The following is a 16,575-nucleotide window of genomic DNA, read 5'->3' on the forward strand; positions in this document are numbered from 1 at the left end:
GAACACCGTGGCAGACGGCCGCCGCCTAGACTGACGCGATGGCCGGCCGCATCTCTGATCGTGACATCGCCGCCATCCGTGACAAGATCCGCATCGACGACGTGGTCGGCGACTACGTGCAGCTGCGCCGCGCGGGCGCCGACTCGATGAAGGGCCTGTGCCCGTTCCACGACGAGAAGACCCCGTCGTTCCACGTCCGGCCCAACCACGGCCACTTCCACTGCTTCGGGTGCGGGGAGGGCGGCGACATCTACGCGTTCATCCAGAAGATCGAACACGTCAGCTTCGTCGAATCGGTCGAGCTGCTGGCCGACCGGATCGGCTACACCATCACCTACACCGGGGCGGCCAGCCGGGTGCAGCGCGACCGCGGCTCGCGCAGCAGGCTGGTCGCGGCCACCACCGCCGCCCAGGAGTTCTACGCCGCGGCGCTGGGCTCGGAGGAGGCCGCGCCGGCGCGGCGGTACCTGACCGACCGCAACTTCGACGCCGCCGTCGCCCAGCAGTTCGGCTGCGGTTACGCGCCGTCGGGCTGGGACACCCTGACCCGGCACCTGCAGCGCAAGGGATTCGAGTTCAAAGAGCTCGAGGCCGCCGGGCTGTCCCGGGAAGGCCGGCGCGGCCCGATGGACCGGTTCCACCGTCGGCTGCTGTGGCCGATCCGCTCCACCGCCGGTGAGGTGATCGGGTTCGGCGCGCGTCGCATCTTCGACGACGACCCGATCCAGGCCAAGTACGTCAACACCCCCGAGACGGTGCTGTACAAGAAATCCCACGTGCTGTTCGGCATCGACCTGGCCAAACGCGACATCGCCCGGACCCATCAGGCGGTGGTGGTGGAGGGCTACACCGACGTGATGGCGATGCACCTGGCCGGGGTGGGCACCGCGGTCGCCTCCTGCGGCACCGCGTTCGGCGACGAGCACCTGGCGATGCTGCGCCGGCTGATGATGGACGACAACTTCTTCCGCGGGGAGCTGATCTACGTCTTCGACGGCGACGAGGCGGGCAAGGCTGCCGCGCTGAAAGCCCTCGACGGCGACCAGAACCTCGCCGGGCAGTCCTTCGTCGCGGTCGCCGACGACAACATGGACCCCTGCGATCTGCGGCTGGCGCACGGCGACACCGCGCTGCGCGACCTGGTGGCGCGGCGCACCCCGCTGTTCGAGTTCGCGATCCGCACCGCGCTGGGGGAGATGGACCTCGACACCGCCGAGGGGCGGGTCGCCGCGCTGCGGCGCTGCGTCCCGATGGTCGCCCGGATCAAGGACGCCACCCTGCGCGACGAATACGCCCGGCAACTGGCCGGCTGGGTGGGCTGGGACGACGTCGCGCAGGTCGTCGGCCGGGTGCGCGAGCAGGCCAAATCGCCGCGTTCCGGGCGGCCGCGCGGCCGCCCCGCCGAGCCGCCGGCCGAGCACCGCCCGGCCCGGCCCGACCCGCGCGACCCGACGCTGTGGCCGCAGCGGGAGGCCCTCAAGTCGGCGCTGCAGTACCCGGCGCTGGCCGGCCCGGTGTTCGACACCCTCAGCGTGGAGAGCTTCACCCACCCCGGCTACGCCGCGGTGCGCGCCGCGGTGGAGGCGGCGGGCGGCACGAGCAGCGGTGCGCTCGGCGCGGCCTGGATCGACCTGGTGCGCCAGCACGCCGGGTCGGAGGCGGCCGCCGGGCTGATCAACGAGCTGGGGGTGGAGGCCATCCAGGTCGACGAGGACCGGTTACCGCGCTACATCGGCGGGGTGCTGGCCCGGCTGCAGGAGGTCTGGGTGGGCCGCCAGATCGCCGAGGTGAAATCCAAGCTGCAGCGGATGTCCCCGATCGACGACGGCGACGAGTACCACGCCTTGTTCGGCGACCTGGTCGCGATGGAGGCCTACCGGCGCAGCCTGCTCGACCAGGCCAGCGGCGACGACGCCTAGTCGACCCGCTGCGGTTCCGGCGCTACCACGGTGGTGCCGTCCTCGATCTCGGTGAGGGTCACCATCGGGGTGTCGGGGGAGAGCCGGTTGGCGATCTTGCGTCGGCCGGCGTCGATGACCGACCGGGCCACCGGCGAGCCGGTGATGCCCCGGTAGGTGCCGACGATCTGCTCGTAGCGGCGACGTCCGGCTTTGGTGCCGAACACATATCCGACGCCCATGACGACGAGATACCGGATCACAGGGCCCCTCCCGTTGACGACTGCTGGCCCCCATCCTGCCTTATGCGCGGCGGCCTTGGCGCGAACCGCCCCCGGTAGGCTAGAGTCATCCCTCGGCCGCGCGGTGCCACCGGTCCGACGCGACCGAGCCGTCCCCTGTAGCTCAATTGGCAGAGCATTCGGCTGTTAACCGAAGGGTTGCTGGTTCGAGTCCAGCCGGGGGAGCAAAGCGTTCACTGACCGGGGAAACCCTGGCCCGGCTGCGGGATGGTCATCCCGATCGTGGTCGGACCGGCATGCCGCCCCTGCTGCTGTTTGGCGGCGGCCTGCGCCATCGCGTTGATCAGCGGGTTCGCGGCGATCATCTCCCGGCGCTCGTCCTCGCTCATCTCGTAGAACGCCCACACCCCCCACAGCGACGGCCGCACGTACAGGGTCACCTGCTGGCGCCGGGGCGGCAGGACGGCGGGGATCTCGACGACCCGGTCGGCGGTCGCGCCTGCGCTCATCTCCTGGGCCAGCCGGGCGGTGTCCGCCGACTCGTGCAGCTCGTAGGTGAGCGACTGCCCGCCCTTGCCGGACATGCCCTGCAGCGCAAGGAACCATGCCATCGTGTCACTCCTTTGCTAGGTGTTTCTCAGGTCAGCTTAGAGAGCCGCGCGCCGGTTGCGGGCGCGGGTCGGGTTCAGTCGTCGAGCATCTCGGCCTGGCGGAGCTGTTCGGGCACGCCGAACGCCTCGACCAGGGTCTCGGCGTGCGGGCGCAGCTTGCGGCAGCGGTCGTTGATGCCGCGGGTGACCGCCTTGGCCCGCTCGGTGGACAGGTAGCGGTGCTCGATGTACCAGGCCTTGTCCTCCTCGATGACGCAGAGCGCGTAGAGGTCGCAGACCCACTCCAGCAGCTCGCGGGCCTGCTCGTCCTCGCAGGAGTCGATGCCGGCGACGAACGCCTCGAGCACCACCCGGTCGATGTGGGCGGCGGCGGCGTGCAGCACGTGGTCCTGCACGGCGTTGAACGCGTCGAACTCCGACATCTCCTTGGCCTTGGCCTGCAGCCGGCGTGCCACCGACGACAGCAGGTATTGCTCCCGGTCTTCGAACATGTGCAGCTGGGTGCCGCGGTTGAACAGGCTGCCCTCTTCGTCGCTGTCCTGCCGCGAGTCCAGGATCGTCTGGAAGATCGTCTCGGCCGCAGTGCGTTTCATCACCCGGTCACCGACGGCCTCGGCGGCGAAGCGCACCCACTCCACCGGGCTCATGCCCTTGATGTCGTCGGCGTAGGCGGTCAGCAACTGCTTGGCGACCAGCTGCACGAGCACATGGTTGTCGCCTTCGAACGTGGTGAACACGTCGGTGTCGGCGCGCAGCGCGATCAGCCGGTTCTCGGCCATGTAGCCGGCACCGCCGCAGGCCTCGCGCGCCTCCTGGATGGCCCGGGTGGCATGCCAGGTGTTGGCCGCCTTCAACCCGGCGGCGCGGGCCTCCAGCTCCCGCTGGTCCTCGGGGTCGGGCTCGTCGACGGTCTGCAGGTCGTGGCAGCGCTCGACGAGCTGGTTCTGCGCGAACTGCAGTGCGTAGGAGCGCGCGATCAGCGGGAACAGCCGGCGCTGGTGCACCAGGTAGTCCATGATCAGCACCTCGGTCTCGTCGTCGGGACCGTGGAACTGCCTGCGCTGCAGGGCATACCGCACCGCGATGTCCAGGGCGACCCGAGCGGCGGCCGCCGCGCTGCCCCCGACGGTGACCCGGCCGCGCACCAGGGTGCCCAGCATGGTGAAGAACCGGCGGCTGCGGCTCTCGATCGGTGAGCTGTAGGTGCCGTCGGCGGCGACATCGCCGTAGCGGTTGAGCAGGTTCTCCCGCGGGACGCGCACCTGGTCGAACAGGATGCGGCCGTTGTCGACGCCGGGCAGCCCGCCCTTGTACTCGCAGTCGGAGGTGGTGACGCCGGGCAGGTCGTTGCCGTCGCCGTCGCGGATCGGCACCAGCAGGCAGTGCACCCCGTGGTTGAGCGGGCCGTCGTCGCCGGGGGTGATCAGCTGCGCGAAAACCGCTGCCACGGTGGCGGTCTCGGCGGCGCCACCGATGTAGTCCTTGCGCGACGATGCGGTGGGGGAGTGGACGACGAATTCCTCAGTGGCCGGGTCGTAGGTGGCGGTGGTCTCCAGCGCCTGCACGTCGCTGCCGTGCCCGGTCTCGGTCATCGCGAAGCAGCCGAGCAGGTCGAGATTGATGGTCGGTTCGACGTAGAGCTTGTGGTGCCGGCGGGTGCCGAGGTTCTCGATGGCCCCGCCGAACAGGCCCCACTGCACGCCGGCCTTGACCATCAGCGACAGGTCCGACATGGCCAGCATCTCGATCATCGTCACCGCCGCGCCGACGTCGCCGGTGCCGCCGTGCGCGGCGCGGAACCCGTCGGTGGCCGCGCCCTGGGCCGCCATGATGTGCATCTGCTCGGCCACCTTGGCCCGGGCGATCACCGTGTTGGGGGTGTGGTGCGGGCGGAACACGTCGGCCTGCAGTTGTTCGCGCATCCGGTTCTTGGTGTTGCGCCAGCGCCCGTCAAGGGTGTGGCGCAGCTGTTCGGCAGTGGTGGGCATACCCGACGGTAACGTGCCGGGCGGCGGTGCCGGGCCGGCTTGGGTGGGTTTGAATGGCCGGGTGACCCGTCTCCTGGCGGCGCTGCTGGCCGGCTGCCTGCTGCTCACCGGATGCGGCCCGGGCCGCCCCGCCGCCGGGTCGGGCGCCCTGACCTACCTGGGCCAGTTCCGGCTGTGGCCGGGCGCCGGTTTCGACGGCACCGTCCTCGGCGGACTCTCCGCGCTCAGCTACGACCCGGGTCGCGACCGCTATTACGTGCTCAGCGACGACCGCTCGAACCTCGGCCCGGCCCGCTTCTACACCGTGCGCCTGGAGGTCTCCGAGCGCGGCATCGACGACGTCGTCGTCACCGGGGTGCGGCCGCTGCTGGACGAGACCGGTCAGCCGTTCCCGCCGCGTGATCTGGCCGCGTCGCCGCCGCTGGTGCCCCCGGATCCGGAAGGGCTCGCGTTCGACGCCCGCCGCCAGCGGCTGTACTGGTCCTCGGAAGGGGAGCGGCGCCCGCCGGTGCTGGTCGACCCGGGTGTGCGCACCGCCGGGCTCGACGGCGCCTACCTGGGCGAGTTCGCGTTGCCGCCGGTGCTGGCGATGTCGGAGCAACGGCGCGGCCCGCGCCGCAACAGTGCCCTGGAGGGGCTGACCCTCACCCCCGACGGGCGGTTCCTCTACGCCGGTATGGAGCGGCCCGGCTACGACGACGGCGATCCGCCCGACCGCGACCACGGGGCGTTGACCCGCATCACCAAACTCGACGTCGCCACCGGCGAACCGGTCGCCCAGTACGCCTACCCGCTGGAGCCGGCGGGCGCGCCGGCCCGGTCCAACGGCCTCACCGACCTGGTGGCGCTGACCGAGTCGCGATTTCTGGTGATCGAGCGGGCCGGGGCGCCGCGCCCGGTGGTGCGGCTGTTCTACGCCGAGGTCGCCGACGCCACCGACGTGCTCGAGACCGCGTCGCTGGCCGACACGCCGGTCACGCCGCTGACCAAGACCCTCGCGCTGGACCTCACCGCGACACCGGAGATCGCCCCGCTGGACAACGTGGAGGGCATCACGCTGGGCCCGCGGCTGCCCGATGGGCGCCAAAGTGTGGTGTTGGTCACCGACGACAACTTCTCACCGCGCCAGATCACCCAGTTCCTGGCGCTGGCGATCGAGGATTAGCGGCCGACCCGACGCGGCGGGGCGGCATGGTCGAGCACCCGGTGCAGCACCGCGATCGCCGCGCTGAGCGCCGCCCGGTCCTCGTCGGCCAGGTGCGCCAACTGCGGGTCGATGGCAGCCGCCCGGTCGGCGCGCACCCGGTCGAGGGTGCGCACCCCCTCGTCGGTGATGCGGATGCGGACCGCGCGGCCGTCGTCGGGGTCCCCGGCCCGGGTGACCAGGCCGGCTTCCTCGAGGCGACGCACGTGGGTGGTCATCGTCGGCTGGGAACAGTGGTCGGCGGCGGCCAGGTCTCCGATGCGGGTCTCACCGAGTTCCTCGATCGCCGCGAGCAGCCGCGCCTGCGCCCCGGACAGCGGCATCTGCACCAGTTGGGTGGCCAGCCGGTTGACGCGGGCGATGACCCCGAGCAGGTCGGCGCCCAGGCTCACACCGGTTTCGGTCGAGGAGGATCCCATGCCCCCATAATTCCATAGCCTTTCTAAATAAACCACCGACCGCGTGCCGCGGCCGGTGAGCGGCGACTGGCAGAATCGGGCAATGCACGCAACCGGCCCGGCGGCCCGGCCCGAACGGGCCCGGACGTTGCGACCCGCCGAACTGGCGCAGGCCTCGGTGATGGCGGCGCTGTGTGCGGCCACCGCGGTGATCGCGGTGGTGGTGCCGTTCGCCGCCGGCCTGGCGTTGCTGGGCACCGTGCCCACCGGGTTGCTGGCCTACCGCTACCGGCTGCGGGCGCTGCTGGCCGCCACCGTCGCCGCCGGGCTGATCGCCTTCCTCATCGCCGGGATGGGCGGGCTGATGACCGTGATCAGCAGCGCCTACATCGGCGGGCTCACCGGCACCATCAAACGCCGCGGCCGCGGCACCCCGACGGTGATCGCGGTTGCGCTGGTCGCCGGGGTGATCTTCGGTGCCGTGGCCGTCGCAGCCCTGGCGGTGCTCTCCCGGTTGCGCCTGCTGGTGTTCGCCGCGATCACCGCCAACGTCGACGGGCTCGCCTCGGTGATGGGGTGGCTAGCCGGGCGCGGAGCGTGGGCCGGGGATCAGGTCTCCTGGCTCAAACCGCTGATGGTCCCGGTGCGGTGGCTGGAACCGGCCGGCGCCGGACTGCAGCGGTTCTTCACCCTGGCGCTGCATTACTGGCCCTGGCTGCTGCTGGCGCACGGCGTGCTGAGCATCCTGGGGGTCTCGCTGGTCGGCTGGTGGGCGCTGTCGCGGGTGTTGGAGCGGCTGCGCGGCGTGCCCGACGTCCACAAACTCGACGCGCCCGCGGAGAGCGGGCCGGCCGGCCCGGTGCCGGTGCGTTTCGACGCGGTGCGCTACCGCTACCCCGATACCGACCGGGACGCGCTGCGCGAGGTCAGCCTGCAGATCGCTCCCGGCGACCACATCGCGGTCACCGGCCCCAACGGGGCGGGCAAGACCACCTTGATGCTGATCCTGGCCGGTCGCACCCCCACCGCCGGGACGGTGGAGCGACCCGGCGCGGTGGGGCTGGGGCGCCCCGGCGGCACCGCCGTGGTGCTGCAGCACCCGGAGAGCCAGGTGCTGGGCACCCGGGTCGCCGACGACGTGGTGTGGGGCCTGCCGGTCGGCGCGCACACCGACGTGGAGCGCCTGCTCACCGAGGTCGGGCTCACCGGATTCGCCGACCGCGACACCGCCAGCCTCTCCGGCGGGGAGTTGCAGCGGCTGGCGGTGGCGGCGGCGCTGGCGCGGGAACCGGCGTTGCTCATCGCCGACGAGGTCACCAGCATGGTCGACCAGCAGGGCCGGGAAGGGCTGCTGGCGGTGCTGGCCGGCCTCACCGAGCGGCACAACACCGCGCTGGTGCACATCACCCACTTCGACGACGAGGCCAACGCCGCCGACCGGGTCATCGCGCTCAGCCCCACCCGCGACAACACCGGTGCCGCACCGGCCGCCCCCGCCGGCGCGGCGAGCGAGCCGCGGACCGGACCACCGGTGCTGGAGCTGCGCGGCGTCGGCCACGAATACGGCAGCGGCACCCCGTGGGCCAACGCCGCCCTGCGCGACGTCACGCTGACCGTCGAGGAGGGCGACGGCGTGCTCGTCCACGGCGGCAACGGCTCGGGTAAATCCACCCTGGCCTGGATCATGGCCGGGCTGACGGTCCCGTCGACCGGTGTCTGCCTGCTCGACGGCCGCCCCGCGCACGAGCAGGTCGGGGCGGTGGCGCTGTCGTTCCAGGCGGCGCGGCTGCAGCTGATGCGGGGCCGGGTGGACCGGGAGGTGGCCTCGGCGGCCGGCTTCCCGCCCGAGGACCGTGACCGGGTGATCGCGGCGCTGGCCCGGGTCGGCCTCGACGCCACCCTGGCCGGCCGGCGCATCGACCAGCTCAGCGGCGGGCAGATGCGCCGGGTGGTGCTGGCCGGGCTGCTGGCCCGCTCGCCGCGCGCCCTGATCCTCGACGAGCCGCTGGCCGGGCTGGACGTGGCGAGCCAACGCGGCCTGCGGACGCTGCTGGAACGCCTTCGGCAGGACACCGGCCTGACGGTGGTGGTCATCTCCCACGATGCCACCGGGATGGAGGGGCTGTGCCCGCGCGTCGTGCACCTGCGCGAGGGCACCTTGCATTCGGCCGCCGCGACGGGAGGTGTGGTGTGAGCGAGACGACGTCGCGGTCCCCCCGCCCGGTGGTGCTGCTGCGCCCGGTGCCGGGCACCTCGACCATCCACGAACTGTGGGCCGGTACGAAACTGCTGGTGGTCCTGGGCATCTCGGTGCTGTTGACCTTCTACCCGGGCTGGGTGCCGATCGCCGCGGTGGCGGCCCTAGTTTTCGCGGCCGCGCGCCTCGCCCGCATCCCGGCGGGGGCGCTGCCGTCGATACCGCGGTTTTTGTGGATCTTGCTGGCGATCGGTGCGGGGACCGCCGCCCTCGCCGGCGGCAGCCCGGTGCTGACGCTGGGATCGGTGTCGCTGGAATTCGGCGGGTTGCTGCACTTCCTGCGCATCACCGCGCTGTCGCTGGTGTTGCTCGGGTTGGGTGGGATGGTGTCGTGGACCACCAATGTCGCCGAGATCGCGCCCGCGGTGGCCACCCTGGGCCGCCCGCTGCGCCGGCTGCGCATCCCCGTCGACGACTGGGCGGTGACGCTGGCGTTGGCGCTGCGGGCCTTCCCGATGCTCATCGACGAGTTCCGGGTGCTCTACGCCGCGCGTCGGCTGCGCCCCAAGCACACCCCGAAGAGTCGCCGGGCGCGGCGCCGGCAGCGGGCGGCGGAGGTCATCGACCTGCTCGCGGCGGCGATGACGGTGGCGTTGCGCCGCGCCGATGAGATGGGTGACGCGATCACCGCCCGCGGTGGGGGCGGGCAGATCTCGGCGCACCCGTCGCGGCCGCACCGCAGGGACTGGGTGGCGCTGGCGATCGTCGCCGTGGTCTGCGCGTTGGCTTTGCTGCTGGAGCTGACCGTGCTGTCCACCAGCACGGTGTAGGGCGCGTTTGGGGCTCGCCGCTTTTTTCCCCGCGCCCGCGCCCGCTCCCACGCCGCTCCGCCCCCACGCCGCGACGCGCCCGCCGCCAAGCCGCGAGGCAGAAACCATGCAGGGCGCTTCTCGCACTTTTCCTGCATATCTTCGCTCTCGCGGAGGTGTCGGGGGGCCACGGCATGCTCGCGGGCATGCAGCGGGTATTTCTGGGCAGTGAGGCCGTCGCCAACGGCGACGTCACCCGCCACGAACTGCAGCGCTGGTACCGCAGCATCTACCCCGACGTCTACCTCGCCCGACGGGAGCAGGCTTCGCTGCGGGACCGGACGATCGGGGCGTGGCTCTGGTCGCATCGCCGCGCCCCGATCGCCGGGGTGGCCGCCTCGGCGCTGCACGGGGCGCGGTGGGTGGACCCGGATGTCCCGATCGAGTTGATCTGGCGCAACTGCCACCCGCCGCCCGGTATCCGGGCCCGCAACGAGACCATGGCCGCCGACGAACAGACCGTCGCCTGCCGCATCCCGGTGACCACTCCGGCCCGAACCGCTTTCGACCTGGTCCGGCACCGGCCCCGTGGTGAGGCGCTGGCCCGGCTGGACGCGCTGATGCGGGCGACGCCGTTCGCCCGGGACGACGTGCTGGGGCTGGCCCGCCGCTACCCGCGCGTCCGTGGCCTGCGGCAGCTTCGCGAACTGCTGTCCCTGGTCGACGGGGGCGCGGCCTCACCGAAGGAGACGTGGCTGCGTCTGCTGCTCATCGACGCCGGCTTCCCGGTGCCCACCACCCAGATCCCGGTGCACCTGAACTGGCGGGTGGTCGCCGTGCTGGACATGGGCTGGGAACAGTTCGGTGTCGCCGCGGAGTACGACGGCGACCAGCACCGCGCCGATCGCGGCCAATACGTGCGTGACCAGCGGCGTCAACGCCTGCTGCCGCAGCTGGGCTGGATCAATGTCCGGGTGATCGCCGAGGACCGGCCCCCCGACATCATCGCTCGCGTCGAACGGGCGATGCGGTCCCGGGGTTGGCAAGGTCAACTGCGGTCGCCGCGCGTCGGGCGGGCGGCCTAGGTTGCCGCGGGCCCGCCGCGCGACTCCCCGTCCCCACGCTTCCCGGCCGTCCCGCCCGGCCCCACGGCTCCCGGCTGCGAGACAGAAAATATGCAGACGCCCACTCGCACTTTCGCTGCATCGTTTCTGCCTCGCGAGCGCCGGGGAGCGCTTGGAGCGCTGCGAGCGCCGGGAGCGCGGGGGACGCTAAAGCCCCGCGAGCCCCGCAAGCCCCGCGAGCACTCGGCGACGACCACCGACCGCTACCGCTGCGCGGCGGCGTTGGCGGCCCGCTCGGCGCGTTCCAGCGTCGTCGCGACGTCGGCGCGACCCAGAAACATCTCGTCGAACAACGGGATCAGCGCCTGGTAGCCCGCGGCGAAGCCGGTCCCGCCCGGCGCGGTGATCCGCGGGCCATCCAGCACCGTGAAGAACGGGCTGACGTCGACGCCGCGGCCGGCCCAGTAGTCGAGGTAGTCGCGTTGCGCGGCGAGCACCGCCGGGATCGCGGCGCCGCGTGCCGCCAGATACCCGTTGCCCTGCCGCCCGCCCAGCCAGGTCAGCACCCGGCGCACCGCCGACGGGTGCTCGGACGCGGCGTTGCCGGCCGCGGCGATGCCGTTGGTGACGCTGACCCGCCCGGCCGGCCCGGACGGCAACAGCGCCACCCCCCAGGCGAACTCGGCCTGCCCGGCGATCGCCGCCAGGTTGTAGGTGCCGGATTGGAACAGCGCCATCCGGCCGGCCAGGAACTGGTTACGGGAGAAGTCGCCGTTGGTGTTGGTCTCCGACGCCGGCGGTGCGACGTGGTCGTGGTTGATCAACCCGACCACATACTCGAAGGCCCGCACCGCGGCGGGGTTGTCGAACACGAACCGGTCACCGACACGGAACTGCCCGCCGGCCGAGCCGATGTAGTTCAGGTAGATGCCCTGCATGTCGTTGGCGGCGTTGTAGCCCCACTGCCGGACGCGGCCGGCGTCGAAACCCCGGGAATCGGCGGTGCGGCCCGCGTCGTCGACGGTGAGCCGGGCCAGCAGCGGACGCAGCGAGTCGGCACCGGCGGGATCCCAGCGCAGCCGATCCAACTCGGCCGGGTCGACGCCGGCCGCGGCGAGCAGGTCGGCGTTGTAGTACAGCGCGATCCCGGCGTCGGTGAGTTGCGGTACTCCCCACAGCGTCTGGTCGCGGGTGAACTGCTCGACCACGCTCGGCTCCCACCCCGAGGCGTCCCCGGCGATGGGAAGCAACCGGCCGTTGTCGGCGTAGTCGGCCAGATACGCGCTGGAGAGCCAGAAGATGTCGTCGGCGCCGCCGCCGGCCACATCGGTGCGCAACGTGTCGAAATAGGACGCATAGGACACCAGGTTCACCCGCACCTCGACGTCGGGGTTGGCGGCGCTGAACGCGGCGAACGACGCCCGGTAGGCCGCGGCGGCCTGCTCATCCCAGAGTCGGACGGTGACCACCGTGACCCCCGCCCGCGGTGCGCCGGAGACGTCGAGCAGGACCGCGGCCACCGCCAACAGCGCGGCCAGCCCGGCAATCGCCGCAGCCACGAGCGTGGAGCGCCGGATCATTTCAGCCCCGTCACGACGATCGAACGCACCACCTGGCGTTGGAACACCACGAACAGCAGCAGCAGCGGCGCCACGGCCACGGTGGTGGCCGCCAGCACCAGCGTCCACTGCGCGTTGTACTGCGACTGCAGTCCGGCGGTCGCCACCGTCAGCACCCGCCACTTCGGACCGCTGGTGATCACCAACGGCCACATGAAGTTGTTCCACTGCGACACCACGGTGATCAACGTCAGCGTCACCAGAACCGGCCGGGACGCGGGCACCACCACATGCACCAGGATGTCCAGGGTGTTGGCGCCGTCCAGGCGCGCCGCGTTGAGCAGGGCGTCGGGGATGGTGCGGAAATGCTCACGCAGCAGGAAGATCGCGAACGGCGAACCGAACACGAACGGCAATACCAACGCCCAGAACGTGTTCCGCAGCCCCAGTTGCGCCATCATCAGATACAGCGGCACGACGGTCACCGTGGCCGGCACCATCAGCGTGGCCAGATACACCCAGAACAGCGCGTCCCGGCCGGGAAACCGCAGCCGGGCGAACGCATAAGCCGCCAACACCGAACAGGTCAGCTGCCCCAGTGTGATCACCGCGGTCATCAGCGCGGTCACCGCCAGGGCGCGGCCGAACCCGGCCCCGGCCAGGTCGGCGTAGTTGGTCAGCACCGCCGGATTCGGCCAGGCCAGTGGGCTGCCGGTGGCGAACTGGCGCGGTGAGGTGAACGAGGTCAGCAATCCCAGGCCGAACGGCGCGAGGGTGATCAGCGCGGCGACCGCCAGCAGCCCGTAGACCAGCGTGTTACGTGAGGTCATAGGAGATCCGACGACGAAAGTACAAGTGCTGCACGACGGTGATCCCGACCAGCAGGGCGAACAGCACCACCGACATCACCGCGGCCCGCCCGATAGCCGCCGCCCCGAACGCCTCGGCGTAGATGCGGTGGGCCACCAGGTCGGTGCGCCCGGCCGGCCCGCCCCCGGTCAGCGCGTAAACGGTGTCGAACACCTGCGCCGCGCTGACCACCCCGGTCACCAGCACGAAGAACATGGTCGGACGCAACATCGGCACCGTGATCCGGGTGAAGCGCTGCCAGCCGCTGGCTCCGTCGGTGCGGGCGGCGGCGTGCAACTCCGCGGGGATCGCCAGGATGCCGGCCAGGAAGAACAGCGCCACGTAGCCGACGTTGGTCCACACGATCACCGCCGAGACCACCGGCAGCGCCAGCCCCGGATCGGTGAGCCACTCCACCCGCTGCCCCAGCACCGTGTTGATCGCCCCGCCGGTGGGCGCGAGCAGCCAGCGCCACAACACCGCGATCGCCAACGGTGCGCAGATCCACGGCAGCACGTAGACGGTCCGAAACACCGCACTGCCGGGCAGATCCCGGGCCAGCAACACCGCCACGCCCAGACCCAGCACGGTCTGGGCCGGCACCACGATGGCCACGAACGCCAGCGTCACCGCCAGCGAATTGCCGAACGTCGCGTCGGAGAGCACCGCGGCCCAGTTGCTCAGCCCGACGTACTCGATCGGGCCCAGCAGGTCCCAACGCTGCAGACTCAGCCACACCACCACCAGAATCGGCAGCAGCAGAAACGCCGTCACCCCGAACAAGCTCGGGGCCAGCAGCGCATACCCCAGCGCGGTGCTGCGTCGGGTCATTGCTGTATTAAAACCGGTGGCTACGGTGAAGGGGTGACACCGAAACGCAGCATCGACGCGGAGTTTCTCGCGCTGCCCCGACGAGAACTGGCCGACGCCGCCCTGTCCGCGGCCACCGCCGCCGGCGCCAGCCACGCCGACCTGCGCATTCACCGCATCACCACCGAGACGATCGCGCTGCGCGACGGGGAACTGGAAACCGCCGCGGTCACCCGGGAACTGGGCCTGGCGGTGCGGGTGATCGTCGACGGGACCTGGGGCTTCGCCTCGCACGCCGAGCTCACCGCCGACGTCGCCGCCGAGACCGCCCGGCGCGCGGTGGCGGTGGCCCGAGCCCTGGCGCCGCTGAACCGGGAACGCGTCGAGTTGGCGCCCGAACCGGTCTACCCCGACGCTACCTGGGTGTCGCGCTACGACATCGACCCGTTCGAGGTGCCCGCCGCCGACAAGATCGCCGTCCTCGACGACTACTCCGGTCGGCTGCTGGCCGCCGACGGCGTCGACCACGTCACCGCCGCGCTGATGGCCGTCAAGGAGCAGAGCTTCTACGCCGACACCTTCGGCTCGGCGATCACCCAGCAGCGGGTACGGCTGATGCCGACGCTGTCCGCCCTCACCGTCGACACCGCCGAGGGCGGATTCGACTCCATGCGCACCCTGGCGCCGCCGACCGCACGCGGTTGGGAGCTGGTCGCCGGCGACGAGATCTGGGACTGGTCGGACGAGTTGGCTCAGCTGCCGGTGCTGCTGGCCGAGAAGATGAAGGCGCCCAGCGTCGCGGCCGGGCCCACCGACCTGGTGATCGACCCGTCGAACCTGTGGTTGACGATCCACGAATCCATCGGGCACGCAACGGAATACGACCGTGCCATCGGCTACGAGGCGGCCTACGCCGGCACCTCGTTCGCCACCCCGGACAAGCTCGGCAGCATGCGCTACGGTTCGCCGGTGATGAACGTGACCGCCGACCGCACCGAGGAGTTCGGCCTGGCCAGCATCGGCTACGACGACGAAGGAGTGGCCGCCCAACGCTGGGACCTGGTGCGCGACGGCGTCTTCGTCGGCTATCAACTCGACCGGGTGTTCGCGCCGCGGCTCGGGCAGCAGCGCTCCAACGGCTGCTCCTACGCCGACTCCCCGCACCACGTACCGATCCAACGGATGGCCAACGTGTCCCTGCAGCCCGCCCCCGACGACGTCTCCACCGACGATCTGATCGGACGCATCGATGACGGCATCTACATCGTCGGGGACCGGTCCTGGTCAATCGACATGCAGCGCTACAACTTCCAATTCACCGGACAGCGGTTCTACCGGATCCGCGGCGGGCGCATCGACGGCCAGCTGCGCGACGTGGCCTATCAGGCCACCACCACCGACTTCTGGAACTCGATGGAGGCGGTCGGCGGGCCGCGCACCTGGGTGCTCGGCGGGGCGTTCAACTGCGGCAAAGCCCAGCCGGGTCAGGTGGCCGCGGTGAGCCATGGCTGCCCGGCGGCGCTGTTCCGCGGCGTCAACGTGCTCAACACCCGCAGTGAGGCCGGCCGATGATCCCCGCGCAGCAGGTCGTGGAGTCGGCCCTGGCCGAGGCCGCCCGGCTGGGCCGGGCAGAGGAGACGATCGTGGTCGTCACCGACCGGGCGCAGGCGTCGCTGCGCTGGGCGAACAACTCGATGACCACCAACGGCGCCTCGGTGAGCCGCGAGACCACGGTGATCTCGATCCGGCGCGACGACGCCGGCGCCCGGGTCGGGTCGCTGACCACCGCGGAAGTGGATCCGGCGGCGCTGCCGGGTCTGGTTGCCGCCTCCGCCGACGCCGCGGCGGCCGCGTCCCCGGCCCGCGACGCCGCGCCGCTGCTCCCCGGCGGTGACCCGCCGGCGGATTGGGACGACGCGGTGCCCGGCACCGGGCCGGAGACGTTCGCCGGCCTCACCGGGCCGCTCAGTCGCGGCTTCGGCGGCAAGTCCACCCTGTACGGCTTCGCCCGCCACGAGGTGGACACCGTCTTCGTGGCCTCCTCGACCGGGCTGCGGCGCCGGTTCACCCAGCCCACCGGATCGGTGGAGATCAACGCCAAAAAGGCCGGCGCCAGCGCCTGGGCCGGCGTGGCGACACCGGATTTCGTTGCCGTGCCGACCGATTCGCTGCTCGAGCAGTTGGAGACCCGGTTGGGCTGGGCGGCGCGCAGCGTGGACCTGCCGGCCGGCCGCTATGAGACGCTCATGCCCCCGTCGACGGTGGCCGACATGCTGATCTACCTCGGCTGGACGATGGCCGGACGCGGCGCCCAGGAGGGCCGCACCGCGCTGTCGGCGCCGGGCGGCGGCACCCGGGTGGGGGAGCGGCTGAGTGCCCTGCCGTTGACCCTCTACTCCGACCCGCACGCCCCGGGGCTGGCCTGCACCCCGTTCGTCGCGGCCACCAGCTCCTCGGAGACGGTGTCGGTGTTCGACAACGGGTTGGACATCACCCGCACCGACTGGATCCGCGACGGCGTCATCACCGCGCTGGCCTACCCGCGGGCCTACGCCGCCGAGTACGACGCCCCGGTCGCGGTGGCCGCCGATAACCTGCTGATGACCGGCGGGCAGGCCACGCTCGAGGAGATGATCGCCGGCACCGAGCGTGGGCTGCTGTTGACCACGTTGTGGTACATCCGCGAGGTCGACCCGACCACGTTGCTGCTGACCGGGCTCACCCGCGACGGCGTCTACCTGATCGAGGACGGCGCGGTGCGCGCCGCGGTGAACAACTTCCGGTTCAACGAGAGCCCGCTGGATCTGCTGCGCCGCGCCAGTGAAGCCGGCGTCAGCGAGCCGACCCTGCCCCGCGAATGGGGCGACTGGGCCACCCGGGCGTCGATGCCGGCGCTGCGGATCCCCGACTTCCACATGTCGTCGGTGAGCCAGGCGCAGTGACGCC

14 protein-coding genes and 1 tRNA gene are annotated in these 16,575 nt (G+C 71.7%); 8 read left to right on the forward strand and 7 right to left on the reverse strand.

Going from position 1 to position 16,575, the window contains the following annotated elements:
• Window positions 1-38: 38 nt before the first annotated feature.
• On the forward strand, window positions 39-1,919 hold the full coding sequence (gene dnaG, locus A5643_RS05635) for a DNA primase (RefSeq protein ID WP_066852826.1): 1,881 nt from the start codon (window positions 39-41) through the stop codon (window positions 1,917-1,919).
• On the opposite strand, the gene A5643_RS05640 is transcribed toward dnaG, so the two are convergent.
• Window positions 1,916-2,161, reverse strand: a complete 246-nt coding sequence (locus tag A5643_RS05640; RefSeq protein WP_066852828.1) for a hypothetical protein — start codon at window positions 2,159-2,161, stop codon at window positions 1,916-1,918. The genes dnaG and A5643_RS05640 overlap by 4 nt on opposite strands.
• A 131-nt stretch (window positions 2,162-2,292) precedes the next feature.
• Between A5643_RS05640 and A5643_RS05645 the strand changes: the two genes are divergently transcribed.
• Window positions 2,293-2,365 (forward strand) — tRNA-Asn (locus A5643_RS05645).
• Window positions 2,366-2,373: 8 nt separating this feature from the next.
• Here A5643_RS05645 and A5643_RS05650 read toward each other — a convergent pair.
• Both A5643_RS05650 and A5643_RS05655 read right to left on the reverse strand, forming a co-directional pair.
• Complete coding sequence (locus A5643_RS05650; protein WP_066852830.1) at window positions 2,374-2,751, reverse strand: hypothetical protein; 378 nt, start codon at window positions 2,749-2,751, stop codon at window positions 2,374-2,376.
• 74 nt (window positions 2,752-2,825) lie between these two features.
• On the reverse strand, window positions 2,826-4,739 hold the full coding sequence (locus tag A5643_RS05655) for an acyl-CoA dehydrogenase family protein (RefSeq protein WP_066852832.1): 1,914 nt from the start codon (window positions 4,737-4,739) through the stop codon (window positions 2,826-2,828).
• A gap of 61 nt (window positions 4,740-4,800) precedes the next feature.
• Here A5643_RS05655 and A5643_RS05660 point away from each other — a divergent pair, with 61 nt between their 5' ends.
• The gene (locus A5643_RS05660; protein ID WP_231995467.1) at window positions 4,801-5,904 is read left to right on the forward strand and encodes an esterase-like activity of phytase family protein; all 1,104 of its coding nucleotides are present in this window, start codon (window positions 4,801-4,803) and stop codon (window positions 5,902-5,904) included.
• Here the strand turns inward: A5643_RS05660 and A5643_RS05665 are convergent.
• Window positions 5,901-6,362: a MarR family winged helix-turn-helix transcriptional regulator gene (locus A5643_RS05665; protein WP_066852834.1), complete on the reverse strand. Its 462-nt coding sequence runs from the start codon at window positions 6,360-6,362 to the stop codon at window positions 5,901-5,903. The genes A5643_RS05660 and A5643_RS05665 overlap by 4 nt on opposite strands.
• An 82-nt stretch (window positions 6,363-6,444) precedes the next feature.
• Here A5643_RS05665 and A5643_RS05670 point away from each other — a divergent pair, with 82 nt between their 5' ends.
• The 3 genes from A5643_RS05670 (at window position 6,445) to A5643_RS05680 (ending at window position 10,432) form a co-directional block, all read left to right on the forward strand.
• Window positions 6,445-8,535, forward strand: a complete 2,091-nt coding sequence (locus A5643_RS05670) for an ABC transporter ATP-binding protein (RefSeq protein WP_066852836.1) — start codon at window positions 6,445-6,447, stop codon at window positions 8,533-8,535.
• On the forward strand, window positions 8,532-9,368 hold the full coding sequence (locus A5643_RS05675) for a CbiQ family ECF transporter T component (RefSeq protein ID WP_066852838.1): 837 nt from the start codon (window positions 8,532-8,534) through the stop codon (window positions 9,366-9,368). The genes A5643_RS05670 and A5643_RS05675 overlap by 4 nt, the downstream gene beginning before the upstream one ends.
• Before the next feature lie 185 nt (window positions 9,369-9,553).
• Window positions 9,554-10,432 (forward strand): type IV toxin-antitoxin system AbiEi family antitoxin, encoded by an 879-nt coding sequence (locus A5643_RS05680; RefSeq protein WP_066852881.1) that lies wholly within the window; start codon window positions 9,554-9,556, stop codon window positions 10,430-10,432.
• A 242-nt stretch (window positions 10,433-10,674) separates the two neighbouring features.
• Here A5643_RS05680 and A5643_RS05685 read toward each other — a convergent pair whose 3' ends face one another.
• The 3 genes from A5643_RS05685 to A5643_RS05695 are packed head-to-tail and all read right to left on the reverse strand — an operon-like array spanning window position 10,675 to window position 13,650.
• Window positions 10,675-11,991, reverse strand: coding sequence for an extracellular solute-binding protein (locus tag A5643_RS05685; RefSeq protein ID WP_066852840.1), 1,317 nt, complete (start codon window positions 11,989-11,991; stop codon window positions 10,675-10,677).
• Window positions 11,988-12,800, reverse strand: coding sequence for a carbohydrate ABC transporter permease (locus A5643_RS05690; RefSeq protein WP_066852842.1), 813 nt, complete (start codon window positions 12,798-12,800; stop codon window positions 11,988-11,990). Before A5643_RS05690 ends, A5643_RS05685 begins: the two co-directional genes overlap by 4 nt.
• Window positions 12,787-13,650, reverse strand: coding sequence for a carbohydrate ABC transporter permease (locus A5643_RS05695; RefSeq protein WP_066852844.1), 864 nt, complete (start codon window positions 13,648-13,650; stop codon window positions 12,787-12,789). Before A5643_RS05695 ends, A5643_RS05690 begins: the two co-directional genes overlap by 14 nt.
• A gap of 33 nt (window positions 13,651-13,683) precedes the next feature.
• Between A5643_RS05695 and A5643_RS05700 the strand changes: the two genes are divergently transcribed.
• Both A5643_RS05700 and A5643_RS05705 read left to right on the forward strand, forming a co-directional pair.
• The gene (locus A5643_RS05700) at window positions 13,684-15,201 is read left to right on the forward strand and encodes a TldD/PmbA family protein (protein ID WP_066852846.1); all 1,518 of its coding nucleotides are present in this window, start codon (window positions 13,684-13,686) and stop codon (window positions 15,199-15,201) included.
• Window positions 15,198-16,571 (forward strand): metallopeptidase TldD-related protein, encoded by a 1,374-nt coding sequence (locus A5643_RS05705; protein WP_066852847.1) that lies wholly within the window; start codon window positions 15,198-15,200, stop codon window positions 16,569-16,571. The genes A5643_RS05700 and A5643_RS05705 overlap by 4 nt, the downstream gene beginning before the upstream one ends.
• Window positions 16,572-16,575: the final 4 nt, after the last annotated feature.

It is taken from the genome of Mycobacterium sp. 1274756.6 (assembly GCF_001668625.1).
In the GTDB taxonomy this organism is placed as follows: Bacteria; Actinomycetota; Actinomycetes; order Mycobacteriales; family Mycobacteriaceae; genus Mycobacterium.